This is a genomic window from Bacillus sp. R45 (assembly GCF_021729365.1).
Classification (GTDB): domain Bacteria; phylum Bacillota; class Bacilli; order Bacillales; family Bacillaceae; genus Bacillus; species Bacillus velezensis.
Window position 1 is genome coordinate 3,865,460 of record NZ_CP091421.1, and the last position, 13,771, is coordinate 3,879,230.

A 13,771-nucleotide genomic window follows, 5' to 3' on the forward strand; every position below is an offset into this window, starting at 1 on the left:
CCCGGGCGGACAAAGTCAGCAGACTCTGTATGAGATGAAAAAACAGCTCGGAAAGAGGCTGGATAGTTAAACACCGGCCTCTTTATTTTGCTCTTGAAGCACCTGCCATGCGGCGCCGGTATCATTCAGAAAAATGATTGATAAATCCTTTCTATTTTTGAAACCATCAGTTCCTGACGCAGATGCCGGCCGGCATAGGAGCGCGCTTCTTTTCCAAGCCGTTCCCTGAAAGGCTGATCCGTAATCAGCTTTACAAGGGCATCAGCAAGTTCACGGCTGTTGCCGGGCTGACAGATAAGCCCTGTGTCCTCATGCCGGATCATCTCAGGGATTCCTCCGCAGTCAGTTGCGACAATGGCTTGACCTGAGAACATCGCTTCGATGATCGCTATGGGGAAATTATCATTCAATGTCGGCAGGACAAATATAGATGATTCAGCCAAAAGCGCCGGCACATCATGTCGTTTTCCGAGGAAAAACACATTTGTGAGGCCCAGTTTCCGTCTCTTCTCTTCCAGAAACCCTCTCATGTTTCCGTCCCCGATGATCCATATATCCACTCCGGATAAATGGTGCCGGATGCGGGCGAGAGCGTCCAGCAGCACATCATGTCCTTTTCGCTCGGTCAGACGGGAAACGCACGCAATCACGACCTTTTCAGCACGTTTTGGCTCGGGTGCAACCCGGATGTCAATGCCGGTATGAACAGTCGTCAGCTGAGCCTCCTTCGCTCCGTACTCCAACAAGGGCTCGTGAAAGGAGTCGCTGATTGTAATGATTTTATCCGAAGCCCGAATACCCTGCCTTTCTATTTCACTGAAATATGCCTCTTCTATTGAACCCTTTTGGATTTTATGAAACTTCATCCGGCTTTTCGTGAAATGTCCGTGCGGCGTGAAAAAAAGCGGACGCCGATACGTTTGATTAAGGTATCCCAGCAAAAATGCCGCAAATAAATCCTGCGCGTGAAACAGGTCATATTGTTCTAAGTCCTTCTCCTTCAAAAATCTTTGAAAGACATGTAAATAGCTGAGATTCTTCACAAACTTTTCGTTTGCGGCCCCGTATCTGCCAACAAGAAACGCTCTGATCTCGTCAGCGGCCCGCGGGATATCTTCCTGAAAAAAAGTTGGCGGCATTTGGAGCGGCGAGATGACATCCGCCTGGTGACCGATGCGCTCAAAACCCGTCTTAATTGACGTGATATAACTCGCCAGTCCTCCGACATTCGGGTAACGGAGAAAGGTTGCGTACAGAATACGCAATGGCTTTTTTCGTTTGGGGGAGCTTTTTCCTTCCGCACAGAACGAATACAGCATCTCCGGCTCACTTTGATGTTCGATCCCGTAAAATTGATCCATGACGCGCAATAAGGCAAGAGGCACCAGACCGTTCGGCTTGCCGATCTCTTCTTTCAAATCCGCTCCCCCTCTCTTAAACTTATAATCCTAATTCCCGTCCCCATTTTGACACTTTGTCAACATGATACGGCAGCAGTTCTCCTCCCCGATTGTCGAAGATTCTCCGCAATTGGGTATGAAGCCCTTTCTCAAGTGTTCTCTGCAAATAAGCCATTTTATAAAGCGTCATAGGAGGGGTCTGAAAATGAATGCCCCGCTTTTTCATTTCTTTCGTATACACTTTTACGCAATACGTTCGAATATCTTCTGCGTGCCGGCTCCAGTCTTTTCTGAAGCCGAGCAGAATTTCGACCAGCACCGTCATATCAAACCAAACCGGCGCGTACTTTGCGGATTCCCAATCGATGAATTGAATATCCCACGGTTCATGTCCGGACGCATTGTGGGTGCAGATATTCTGCATATGAAGATCACCGTGTGTGATGGCTGAGCCGTTTTGGATCAATTCAGGGAAAAAATCCGGCTCCTCCTGCTCCAGCAAGTTTGTGATTTGCCGATAATGAGGCTTCACGATATCTTTTGTGCGCTCATCTTTAAGAGCTCTATCCAATAATTCCGCTGTCTTTTTGATCTGCTTTTTACGCCCTTTTCTCATGGTTTCCGATTCGTATACCGGCAGCCACGACCGCCATTTACCGTCAGAAACAGTCTTGTTTTCAAAGGTGCGGCTGTGCAGTTCTGCGACAGACGGAATAATATACTTGAAATGCTTCGGATGAAATGTAAGCTGTCCTCTGATCTGGCTGACAAACTCCATAAATATCCACGTTTCATGGTCACTTTCCTCTATAAGATAGATGTCCGGCAGCAAATCCCCTAAAACAGAACGGGCTTTCCCGTATATATTAATCTCGACCTTGTTTTTTTCACGTGAAGATTTATACACCTTCAATATCAGTGGAACAATTCCGGATTTTTTCTTTACAAACAGTTTATAAATGGCGCTTCTGTCTGTTGATTTCAGGCATGTGATGTCATCCGGATTCACCGCGGCCCTTTCACCGAACGAATACGACAGTTTTTCGTCAATTCTCAGTTTTTGAAATGCGTCATACAAAAGATCCTTTTCATACATGCCGATCTTCCTTCCGCTTCCGTTTCCAGCTGTTTTTGAGATGAGACCAAGTGTTTCTGATAAATGGCATCGGGTCATTCCAAGCAAAAAGAGCGTACTCTTTTTTTCCTTTAAATCCTTTCCAAAAATCCCGGAACGTCATTTCTCCTCTTTTTCGTTTCTTCAAAAACGTTAAGAAGTAACGCACCTCATAAATCCAGTTGATTCCGTCTTTTTGTTCGAGCTGGGGCTTCACATGTTGTCCGGTCAAATACAGATAGTACATGTAAACGAAATGAATGCCTGCCGGTTCTGTCAGGCTATGGCTGAGCCAAAAGCGCGGATTAATTTCGATAAACTTATAAACATTGTCCCGGGGGTCCTTTTTAAATTCTGCCATGCCTACTCCCTTCAGCTGAATCGCTTCAAAAAACGGCAGGGTCTTCTCGATTAAATCAGGAAGCCGTTTGCTGACGACGTGGGCCCCCGCGCCAAAATCAGCAGGGAATTGATGGTTCTTTTGCAGAGAGAATAAGCCCATTAATTTCATTTGGTCATCATAAAAAGTGGCGACTTTATAAAAACACTGGTTGTCTCCGGGGATGATCTCCTGCACGAGCAGTTCTCCATTTTCTCTGTAGGAGCTGAACTCCTTGCGCAATTGTGCGGCATCCTTCATTACAATTGCTTTTTTGTTTACTTTTTTTCTGTATTCATGGCCGGCCACCGGTTTTAAAATACACGGGAAGTCAATATTGGCGATGGCCTCTTCCAGCTCATCCCGGTTGTTCGGAAAAAAGGTTTTCGGGCAGGGGATGTTATGCTTGACCGCTAATTCATATGCTTTGCTTTTATCTAAGACCGTTTCTAACAGAGAGCGGCTCGGGAGCAAAAATAAAAAAAAACCGGCTAATGTCTCGCGGAATTTAGATATAAATCCCGCATAATCATCAGAACCTGCATACAGAACCGGCTTTGCTTGGAATCGCTTCCCGAAATCAGTCAGGAATGTCAGCAGTTCTTCCTCTTGTGTTAAAGGGCTGGGACATATCCCGCAATCTGCCAATCTTGATTTTCCGATACGATAAGGTCCCTCCGTGTCAAACGCGTAAACATCGATTCCTCTTCGGGCCAGGCTGCGAATGATCCCAATCCCGTTTGCACTGAAATCTAGTACAACGGCTGCATGTTCATGTTTCATGATCTCCCTCCGAGCTGTTGGTATTTTGATAAATCGATTCGATATTTTTTATCATCGTCTCACTGCTTAAATATTTCTCCGCGTAGGCCTTTGCGTTTGAAGCAGCTATCTTCCGCGCAGATTTGTTAGTGATAAAAAACGCTAAAGCCCGGGCAAGAACCTTTGCATTTCCCGGCTCGACAATAAGCCCCGTTTTGTTATGGCGGATCAGATCCGGAATACCCCCGCAATCGGTCGCGATGATAGCCGAGCCGCTGAACATCGCTTCAATAATCGAAATAGGCAGACTATCATTAACCGTCGGCAGTACGAATATGTCCGTCATATTCAAAATAGCGGGAACATCATCTCTTTTTCCTAAAAAGGAAACCATAGATAGATTCAGTTTTCGAGCCTGTTCCTCTAAGGCGCTCCTCATCTCTCCGTCGCCCGCGATCAGCACTTCAACATGCTCAAGTACATCAGATGGAATTCTCGAAAGTGCGTCCAGTAAATATTTGTGACCTTTTCTCGGGCCTAATCTTGCAATACACGAGATGATGATCTTATTTTTCGGTACCGGGATTTTTCTTTTCCCGCCTGTTTTTGCATCGTAATCGATTCCTGTGATCACCGTTGTCATGTCTTCCTGTTCGGCTCCGAGCTTCATGAGCGGGCTGCGGAACGTATCGCTGATAATAATCAGGCGATCTGCGTATTCAATGGCTTTCATCTCTAGTTTTTTATAATAAAACTCTTCTACCGAGCCTTTTTTAAAGATGTGAAATTTAAGTCTGTTGAAAGTAAACATGCCATGCGGTGTGAAAAATAAAGGTTTCTTATAGATTTGATTGAACCTGCCTAACATATTGGCTGTAAATAAATCTTGAGCGTGGAACACATCATATCTTTCCAAATGAATCTTTTGAAGCATTTGCTCGTATATAAACATCAGCCGATTATTTTTCAAAATATGATCGTTATAATCCCCATATCTGTCTTTAAAGAAATCTTTTAATTTCGGAACAACAGCCGCCCGCAGTTCTTTTACCTGTGCGGACGGAAACAGATTAGGGGAGATGACATCCACCTTATGACCTCTCTTTTTCAGGCCTTCACTAAGCGTTTTAATATAGTTTGATAAACCGCCCGTGTGCGGGTAGTCCCAAAACGTGGCAATCAAAATGGATAACTTCTTTTTTTTCCTGTATAACCGCGGAATATGATGTTCATGTTTCAACTGTGTCTTTACTGCCGCCTTTTTTTGAGGGCGCGTTTTGACCCCATAGTAGCGGTCAAGCGTCTGAACCATATACGGATACGGGACGGAAAATGTCTTGATCATTTCCAAATCCTCCGCACGACTTCAAAAGCTTCAGCGTATTCCACACCCGCCGTCATCCCTCTGACTCTTCCTAAATGTTTAACGCCTTCATATGAACGGGGATGAGGGTAATCCCTCATTTCTACGTCATAGTGGTGAAGCGCCGCGAGTTTGGCATCCATTGTGTCTGTGATGTTAACGAAGTAATTAGGTTTGAAGAGTTTATCAGCCGTATTCCTCTCCCACTCGCTTGAAGATAGCGTTTCGAACGTAAGCAGTTCGATAGGCTTTTGATTCGGAAGCGGTCTGGCGGCTGTTAAAACTGCTTGGAATGTTCTCTGGTGGTCCATATTGATATCGCCGTAATGATGTGTAAAGATTTTATCAGGCTGATAGACGCGAATGAGCTGCTCTAATTCTTTGACAAGCTTATGAAGAGGGATACATTCCAGCTCTAAATTCGTATGCTCCAAAAAGATGACTTTCTCAATTCCAAGCTCTTGATTCGCGCGTTCGCCTAATTGTTTAATATGATGAGCTTCTTCTTTTCTTCCTAATGCCGTAATAATGGAAATCACTTTATATCCTTCATTGATCAGCCGTTTTATGGTGCCCGCTGCTCCCAATAGTTCATCATCGGGATGAGCGCCGATAACCATAATGTATTCTGCCATTTTTTCCACACTCCACCAAACAAATGTTACAAATATCATATGACGACCCTAAAAAAAGGAAACTTACATGTGCGGATTTTCAGAAACTTACATGTGCGGCTGCCATTCCAGGTAACGTGACGGATTTAATTTTTTTATAGTATTCAAAAACTCATCCGCCAAGCCGTATTTGTCCAGTCCTTTTAATAGTTTTACGGGAAACCGGGTAATAGCGGAAAAAGCTCTTTTATGGTCGATGACTTTAAGATTTCCGTGTTCATTGATCAGAATGTGCCTGATTTCGGCATCCCATCTGGTAAAACCGATTCTTTTTAATTCATCCAGCATATTTAAAATATCAGCAGTCATTTTGACGGACAGGGATTTTTCTTTTCTGATATGGCGGGCAAGAGAGGTGCCTTGGACGTATTCCATCACAATATAACGATCTCCGTATTCATACAGTCTTGGAATCACCGGGGAACCTTGTCCGGTCTTTAAAGCCGCCAATTCCTTCTTGCATGTCCCTTTTTCAAAGAAGTATTTTATGCATTTGTTGTGTGTTAAGCGGTAGACTTCCCCGTCTTTTCCGTCTCCGATCAGCGGATAATGCTCCAGCGCCTTTTTATTCTCCGGATTATTAAAATATGTTTCAGAAAAAAATCGTTTCATACCGACACATCCTTCGTTATGATGTAATATAATATGCAATCTGGTAACGATCGGAAATGAAACAATCTCATCATTTTCTTGCGCTGCGCCGTCTGCTGCATGAAAAAAACCCGCCGGATCGGCGGGTTTTTCATTGTGTATTACGCTTCTTCTTTTACGTGAACCTTCAGCACAGCCTGAACTTCAGGGTGCAGCTTTACAGGAACGTTTGTATATCCCAGTGTGCGGATACCGTCTTGGAGCTCCAGTTTCCGTTTATCCACTTTAATCTTATGCGTTTTTTGCAGCGCTTCTGCAATCTGCTTGCTTGTGACAGACCCGAACAGGCGGCCGCCTTCACCGGATTTGGCACTCAGCTCAACAGTCAGCTGTTCAAGCGTTTCTTTCAAATCTTTCGCTCTTTCAAGCTCGGCAATCGCTTCTTTTTTCTCTTTTTCTTTCTGTCCTTTCAATGCGCTGATGTTTGTCGCATTTGCTTCGACAGCGAGGCCTTTTTTAATGAGAAAGTTATGTGCATAACCGTCTGCTACGTTTTTCATTTCGCCTTTTTTTCCTTTACCTTTTACATCTTGTAAGAAAATAACCTTCATCTCTGAACGCCTCCCTCAAAATATTCATCAATGGCTTCCTTCAGCCGGACGAGCGCTTCTGAGACAGAAATGCCCGATAACTGGGTTGCCGCATTGGTTAAATGCCCTCCGCCATCCAGCGCCTCCATAATAATCTGCACATTGACCTCGCCCAGCGATCTCGCACTGATGCACACCGTATGCTCATCCCGTCTGGCTACCGCAAATGAAGCTTCCACTTCACTCATCGATAAGAGGGAATCAGCCGCCTGCGCAATCAGCACCTGGTCAAAGTACTCCTCTTCGTTCTCAGGAAGAGAAGCAATCGCGATATGTTCTTTATAAAGAGCTGTATGCTGGATCAGTTTCGCCCGCTTGATATAAGAACCGACGGATTCTTTGAGAACTTTCTGCACCAGAACCGTATCTGCGCCTTTCGCTCTCAAATAAGAAGCGGCGTCGAACGTCCGCGAGCCCGTGCGAAGGGAAAAACTCTTCGTATCCACTATTATACCAGCTAACAGGGCCGTCGCTTCAATCATATTGATTTTGAGCCGCTTCGGCTGGTATTCAAGCAGCTCCGTCACGAGTTCTGCGGTGGATGAAGCGTATGGCTCCATATAAACGAGCAGCGGGTCTTTAATAAATTCCTCGCCTCTGCGGTGGTGGTCAATCACAACGATGTGCTCGATTTTGTTCATGAGACGCTCTTCCATCACAAGGGACGGTTTATGTGTATCAACGACGACAAGCAGCGTGTCGTCATTTGAAATCTCCATCGCCTCTTCCGGTGTGATGAACCGCGACCACAGCTCTTCATATTTTTTAATTTCTTCAATCAGGCGCTGAACGCTTGATCCGATCTGGTTCGGATCAATGACGATGTAGCCTTCTTTGCCGTTGGCCTGCGCCACCTTCAATATTCCGATTGCGGCTCCGACTGCGTCCATATCAGGAAATTTGTGCCCCATGATAATGACATTGCTGCTTTCTGAGACAATCTCCTTGAGCGCGTGGGAAATCACCCGGGCGCGCACCCTTGTGCGTTTCTCCATCGGATTTGTTTTGCCGCCGTAAAATTTCACCTTGCCGTTCGGCATTTTGATCGCCACTTGGTCGCCTCCGCGGCCGAGAGCCAAATCGAGGCTGGACTGCGCCAGATCTCCAAGCTCCTTCAAGGAAGAAACCGATGCGCCGATCCCGATGCTGAGGGTCAAAGATACAGTGTGAACGGATGTTTTTTCACGGATTTCATCCAAAATCGAAAATTTCGCGTTTTCAAGCTCCGTTAAAATGTGTTCATTTAACACCGCGATAAACCGCTCCGAGGACGTCCGTTTCAGGAAAATGCCGTACTCCTGCGCCCACGCATTTAATAATGAAGTGACCTGGCTGTTCATCGTGCTTCTCGTTTGGTCATCCAGCCCCTGTGTGACGTCATCATAGTTATCTAAAAAGATATATGCCAGCACGGTTCTCTCATTTTCGTACTGCTTTTCAATCTGAATCTGTTCTGTCACATCAAAGAAATAGAGCAGGCGCTCATCTCTTTTAATCACTACTTTAAACTTCCGCTCATTCAAGGTGATCGTTTCCGAATCGACCTCCTGCTTGATCAGCGGCACGACGGCCTCGCATGTGTCATACAGCGAGCGCCCGACGAGCGTACTTTCATTAAAACAGGAAGACAAAAACGGATTCGCCCACTCAATGTAATATTGATCATTAAACAGCATAATCCCGATAGGCATTTCCATTAATGCCTCTTCGCCTACTTTTTTCAATCTATACGATAACGTGGAGATATAATCGTCAATTTCTTTTCTGATCAGAGAATCCGCACGCTTAATGAAAAACAGGATCACGGCGAGCAGCACAACGCCGATGGCTCCTATCAGCCAGTTAAAGTAAATGCTGATGAGGATTATGATGATTGACAATGCAATCAATGCATAGATGGGATACCGAAACAACGGTTTTTCATAAAAACTAGGCATTTCTATCAACTCCCCACCTGTAAGTCACACTCAATTTCGCGTCACCTTATTTCTTATGTTAAAGCCTATGTCAATGATGCCTAAGAGGAGATACACGGACAAGATGAGCGGAAAAAGCACACCCAGCACAATTGCTAAAACAGGAACGGCTTTCGGCATCTCCATTTCGCGGCAATAGAAAAAAATAAACGCTAACCCTTGAATACAAATCAGCAAGCTGAGAATAAATCCCCCATTCAATGAAACCGAATACAGCATATGCCCTTTTTCTAAAGGCAGAAACCCTAATATCGTCACAATAAAATACAGAATGACAACGCTTTGCGGGAGTTTGAGCTCTCTAAAAGGCTTCATCTTCGGAAGATCAGGGGAAAATCGCCGTAAAAGCGGCCTTGCCATAGCATAACTGAGGAAAGAAAAAACGATGCCGGTCAATACGAGCACTGTCGGAAAAAGATATTGAACCGTGTTCAGCTGACTTTCCATCAGCTTGATCTGCTTCCCGAACTGATCTCCGTAACCGAGCTGCTTTGACATGGTTTCTGCTAAAGACATCGACTCCCGAAGCTGGGACATGGTGGTATCGATCACATTCATATTAAGAAACACGATGCTGACCACAAAAAAAACGACGCCGCACAGCACATACGCCATAGCGCCGGCAGCAACCGCATAGCCGGGCTGTTTCTTTTTAAAATAATATCCCATGGCGATTCCCGTACAGGCCGCCATAAAAGCGCCTGTAAGCCCGGTAAACGAACCTACAATAAAGCTGACAGGAAGGCTGGCAAGCCCCATCCATACCCCGGGCTTCAGACCGTGCCGAATGGTGTAAAGAATGATCGGCAGCGGCAAAGCAAAGAGAAGAATTGCCCCCAGTAAAGGGAGGTACACGACCAAAAGGGAAATGATTGCAAAAATACTGATCAAAATGGCGCCTTCTATTAGAGCCCTTGTATTTTTCACTTACTCACCTCAAACCTTGTATCATTCGAACATACGAATAGAAAAGAGCAGCTTAGACGACTGCTCTTTTGACGCCGCAATGTCTCTTTCAAGACCTGAATTTTCCATAAACTCTCCAAAATACACGTATATATTTTAACATAAGTCGAAATCGCAAGTAAAATGAGCGCGGACAGCCGTAATGTTCCATGTGAAACATGAAAACAGACAAACGGACATCCCCGTGAAAGAATGCCCGTTGTATCAGTGATCCTGATCATCCATGAAACCAGAAGTATCTCTGTTTTTCTTTTTGGTTTTTCGTACATATAACAAGACGATAACGATAAGTAAGAGAGTGGTCGCCTGTAAAACCCCGCTGCTGAAAAGGAAGAAGTTCTTTATCATGTCCCACATATAGTTTCACCTCTATTTCGTATTTCCTTTACATTGAGTTTCCCTTTCTGGAAACTTCAAAACATCAGGAACAACATCGGGACCGGGGCATATGCTGAAAGTGAAAATGAAGGATAAAGGAGATTCTTACACTATGACCGAGCGGAGAACATTAGCATGGCATGAAACGTTAGAACTGCATGAGTTAGTGGCTTTCCAGGCAAACGGACTTGTGAAATTAAAAAGAACAGAGCGGGACGTAAGCGATGCCAGATTAAAACAGCTTTACCGATTTTCCATCCATTCGCTGGAACAAAATCTGCGTGAACTGCTTCCTTTCTTCCCTGAAGCTCCCGCTTTTCGTGAGGATGAAACAGAAGAGCGCGCTGATTCCGCGTTTTACAGCGGCGGCCTGCTGAGCATGGCCAAAACGTCTGTGCGCAATTACGCCGGAGCCATTACAGAGACGGCCACACCCCAATTAAGACACGTTTTCGTCAAGCACTTAAACGCGGCCATCAAGTGGCATCAAATGGTCTTTGAGTATATGGAAGAACGCGGTCAATATCCGGCTTACAACCTGAGCGAATTGCTGAAGAATGATGTGCGCAACGCCAGAAAAGCCATCGCGATGAAATAAAAAAAAGCAGCAAGGAATTTAATCCTTTGCTGCTTCTTATTTTTGAGCGGACTGATCTTGAGGCGACGTTTTTTCCCGGTATGTCTCGAGAAACTCCCGGTTGGCATCTCCCCATTTCTTCATTTGCAAAACGATCGGTTCCAGCGACCTGCCGAATTCGGTAAGAGAATACTCCACCTTTGGAGGCACCTGCTGATATACCTCGCGATGCACGATGCCGTCCGCCTCAAGCTCGCGAAGCTGAAGCGTCAGCATACGCTGCGTAATGCTGGGGCAAATGCGCCGAAACTCATTAAACCGCTTTTTTCCGCCGATCATATGATAAAACAAAATACCCTTCCACTTTCCGCCGATAACGGAAAGCGTCAGTTCAACCGGACAACCTTCTTTATTCGGATATATGTTCATTTTTCATCCTCCATAGTACCTTTTTTGATACTATATGCTGATTAGCATCTGACTTACCCAGTATTTTACTCGCAATCCTCCTCACCGCTCAACAAAAATGCTTCTTTTTCACATCAATTTTTAAGGTTTTGAAGATTACACCCTCCGCAAGACGTGTTAAACTATAAAAAGATTGTTTACACTACAAAAAAGGACAAGGAGTTATTATGGAAAAAATTCTTATTTTCGGACATCAAAACCCAGACACAGATACCATTTGCTCTGCCATTGCCTACGCTGATCTAAAAAATAAACTCGGCTTCAATGCTGAGCCCGTCCGCCTTGGACAAGTCAACGGCGAAACACAATACGCGCTTGATTATTTCAAGCAGGAAAGCCCGCGTTTGGTGGAAACAGCCGCAAACGAAGTAAACGGCGTCATCCTTGTTGACCACAATGAACGCCAGCAAAGCATCAAAGATATCGAAGACGTTCAGGTTCTTGAAGTGATCGACCACCACCGTATCGCCAACTTCGAAACAGCGGAACCTCTTTACTACCGTGCTGAGCCGGTCGGCTGTACGGCTACGATCTTAAACAAAATGTACAAAGAAAATAACGTGAAAATCGAGAAAGAAATTGCGGGCCTCATGCTGTCAGCAATCATTTCCGACTCTCTGTTATTTAAATCTCCGACTTGCACGGAGCAAGATATCGCAGCGGCAAAAGAGCTTGCTGAAATTGCCGGCGTAGATGCGGAAGAGTACGGCTTAAACATGCTGAAAGCGGGCGCCGACTTAAGCAAAAAAACTGTGGAAGAACTGATTTCTCTTGATGCGAAAGAGTTCACGCTCGGCAGCAAAAAAGTCGAAATCGCCCAAGTCAACACAGTTGATATTGAAGATGTCAAAAAGCGGCAGCCGGAATTAGAAGCGGCTCTTTCAAAAGTAATTGCCGAGAAGAACCTTGACCTGTTCCTTCTCGTGATTACGGATATTCTGGAAAACGATTCCCTTGCGCTTGCCATCGGTGATCAAGCGTCAAAAGTGGAAAAAGCATTCAACGTGACGTTAGAAAACAACACGGCTCTTTTAAAAGGCGTCGTATCCAGAAAGAAACAAGTCGTTCCTGTTTTAACAGACGCGATTGCAGAATAACCAAAACACCCCGGCAACCAGCCGGGGTGTTTTTTTTCTGCTCTTTCATCAGACGGCCGTTTTGTAAGCGCTTACTCTAAAATTATTTTGACGCCTATTAATATACAATATATAATATATCACATGTAAGGCGTTCTTTTTTCTAATTATTGTAAGTTGCTATCACAACATCAGAATCGGGGGTGTCTATCCTGGAAAAACACGCTGCTCTTTCTTATTCACGAACAACAGGCATTTGGCTTGTGCTTACAGGAGCTATCTTATGGGGGGTTTCGGGAACGGTTGCCCAGTATCTGTTCCAGCACCGCCATTTTAATACAGAATGGCTGACTTCGGTGCGCCTTCTGGTGTCAGGGGCGCTTCTGCTCGGAATCGCGTACCGCAAAGAAAAAGGACGGATATGGGCTGTTTGGAAAGACAGACAGGACAGAATTCCCCTTCTTTTATTCGGGATTTTCGGAATGTTAGGTGTTCAATACACCTACTTCGCGGCAATTGAGCATGGCAACGCGGCAACAGCTACCGTTCTTCAGTATTTAGGGCCGGCGATCATTACATGCTTTTTAGCGATTCGCGCAAAGAGAATTCCTTCAGGAAAAGAGCTGCTCGCCGTCTTATTGGCGGTTGCCGGCACATTCATTTTGGTCACGCACGGGAATGTCGGAAGCCTGTCCATATCCGGTCTGGCCGTCTTTTGGGGAATCAGTTCGGCGTTTGCACTGGCGTTTTACACCCTTCAGCCGCATCGTCTGCTGAAGAAATGGGGATCCGCCATTGTTGTAGGATGGGGCATGCTGATCGGCGGAGCCGCCCTCAGCTTGATCCGCCCGCCCTGGACATTTGAAGGCGAGTGGTCCTTTCCTGCATATGCCGCGATTGTGTTTATCATCATTTTCGGAACGCTCATCGCTTTTTATTGCTACTTGGAAAGCCTGAAATATCTGAGTGCCTCTGAAACCAGCCTGCTCGCCTGTGCAGAGCCGCTGTCGGCAGCTTTTTTAACTGTTATCTGGCTGCATGTTCCCTTCGGAATATCAGAATGGCTGGGTACTTTGCTGATTTTAACCACCATCGCTTTATTATCTATCAAGAAAAAATAACCTCTCTTTTTTAGAGAGGTTTTTTCCTAGGGCCAGAGCACCCCTTAGGCTCAATTACCCATATATTAAAAGGCCTTTTTTCATTTTACTATCATCCAAAAGAGGAAAATAGACCAGTTGTCAATAGAATCAGAGTCTAATAGAATGATGTCGACAAGTAAATCATGCAGGATTGTTACTGATAAAGCAGGCAAGACCTAAAATGTGTTAAGGGCAAAGTGTATTCTTTGGCGTCACCCCATACATATTTTAGGTCTTTTTTTCTGTAACAAACCT

Annotated in this window: 14 protein-coding genes; 3 read left to right on the forward strand and 11 right to left on the reverse strand. The window is 45.1% G+C overall.

The features are described from left to right. Positions 1 to 125: 125 nt before the first annotated feature. The 10 genes from L3V45_RS19175 to L3V45_RS19220 all read right to left on the reverse strand — a co-directional run bounded on the left by L3V45_RS19175 (position 126) and on the right by L3V45_RS19220 (position 10,232). Positions 126 to 1,418 (reverse strand): glycosyltransferase family 4 protein, encoded by a 1,293-nt coding sequence (locus L3V45_RS19175; RefSeq protein ID WP_058906487.1) that lies wholly within the window; start codon positions 1,416 to 1,418, stop codon positions 126 to 128. A 22-nt stretch (positions 1,419 to 1,440) separates the two neighbouring features. After that, positions 1,441 to 2,496, reverse strand: a complete 1,056-nt coding sequence (locus L3V45_RS19180) for a phosphotransferase (protein ID WP_015387434.1) — start codon at positions 2,494 to 2,496, stop codon at positions 1,441 to 1,443. After that, on the reverse strand, positions 2,489 to 3,676 hold the full coding sequence (locus tag L3V45_RS19185; protein WP_004393071.1) for a carboxylate--amine ligase: 1,188 nt from the start codon (positions 3,674 to 3,676) through the stop codon (positions 2,489 to 2,491). The genes L3V45_RS19180 and L3V45_RS19185 overlap by 8 nt, the downstream gene beginning before the upstream one ends. Further along, on the reverse strand, positions 3,666 to 5,000 hold the full coding sequence (locus L3V45_RS19190) for a glycosyltransferase family 4 protein (protein WP_015387433.1): 1,335 nt from the start codon (positions 4,998 to 5,000) through the stop codon (positions 3,666 to 3,668). Before L3V45_RS19190 ends, L3V45_RS19185 begins: the two co-directional genes overlap by 11 nt. Beyond that, entirely contained in the window at positions 4,997 to 5,653 is a 657-nt protein-coding gene (locus L3V45_RS19195) for a PIG-L deacetylase family protein (protein ID WP_004393067.1), read from the reverse strand. Before L3V45_RS19195 ends, L3V45_RS19190 begins: the two co-directional genes overlap by 4 nt. Before the next feature lie 87 nt (positions 5,654 to 5,740). Continuing rightward, positions 5,741 to 6,304, reverse strand: coding sequence for a protein kinase family protein (locus L3V45_RS19200; protein ID WP_015387431.1), 564 nt, complete (start codon positions 6,302 to 6,304; stop codon positions 5,741 to 5,743). 140 nt (positions 6,305 to 6,444) lie between these two features. Next, positions 6,445 to 6,894, reverse strand: coding sequence for a 50S ribosomal protein L9 (gene rplI, locus L3V45_RS19205; protein ID WP_004393063.1), 450 nt, complete (start codon positions 6,892 to 6,894; stop codon positions 6,445 to 6,447). After that, complete coding sequence (locus L3V45_RS19210; RefSeq protein ID WP_014306180.1) at positions 6,891 to 8,870, reverse strand: DHH family phosphoesterase; 1,980 nt, start codon at positions 8,868 to 8,870, stop codon at positions 6,891 to 6,893. The genes rplI and L3V45_RS19210 overlap by 4 nt, the downstream gene beginning before the upstream one ends. Positions 8,871 to 8,900: 30 nt before the next feature. Then, complete coding sequence (locus tag L3V45_RS19215) at positions 8,901 to 9,836, reverse strand: YybS family protein (RefSeq protein ID WP_069449121.1); 936 nt, start codon at positions 9,834 to 9,836, stop codon at positions 8,901 to 8,903. Between the two features lie 243 nt (positions 9,837 to 10,079). Then, positions 10,080 to 10,232: a hypothetical protein gene (locus L3V45_RS19220; RefSeq protein ID WP_004393059.1), complete on the reverse strand. Its 153-nt coding sequence runs from the start codon at positions 10,230 to 10,232 to the stop codon at positions 10,080 to 10,082. Positions 10,233 to 10,365: 133 nt separating this feature from the next. Between L3V45_RS19220 and L3V45_RS19225 the strand changes: the two genes are divergently transcribed. Beyond that, a complete protein-coding gene (locus tag L3V45_RS19225) occupies positions 10,366 to 10,851 on the forward strand; it encodes a spore coat protein (protein WP_004393056.1) in 486 nt (161 codons plus the stop codon). 36 nt (positions 10,852 to 10,887) lie between these two features. Here the strand turns inward: L3V45_RS19225 and L3V45_RS19230 are convergent, their stop codons facing one another. Next, positions 10,888 to 11,259, reverse strand: coding sequence for a winged helix-turn-helix transcriptional regulator (locus L3V45_RS19230; RefSeq protein WP_004393054.1), 372 nt, complete (start codon positions 11,257 to 11,259; stop codon positions 10,888 to 10,890). Between the two features lie 206 nt (positions 11,260 to 11,465). Here L3V45_RS19230 and L3V45_RS19235 point away from each other — a divergent pair, with 206 nt between their 5' ends. Both L3V45_RS19235 and L3V45_RS19240 read left to right on the forward strand, forming a co-directional pair. Further along, positions 11,466 to 12,395 carry a manganese-dependent inorganic pyrophosphatase gene (locus L3V45_RS19235; RefSeq protein ID WP_004393053.1) on the forward strand — a complete coding sequence of 310 codons (930 nt, stop codon included), beginning with the start codon at positions 11,466 to 11,468 and terminating at the stop codon, positions 12,393 to 12,395. Positions 12,396 to 12,577: 182 nt separating this feature from the next. Then, the gene (locus L3V45_RS19240; RefSeq protein ID WP_014306183.1) at positions 12,578 to 13,495 is read left to right on the forward strand and encodes an EamA family transporter; all 918 of its coding nucleotides are present in this window, start codon (positions 12,578 to 12,580) and stop codon (positions 13,493 to 13,495) included. The last annotated feature ends 276 nt before the right edge of the window (positions 13,496 to 13,771 follow it).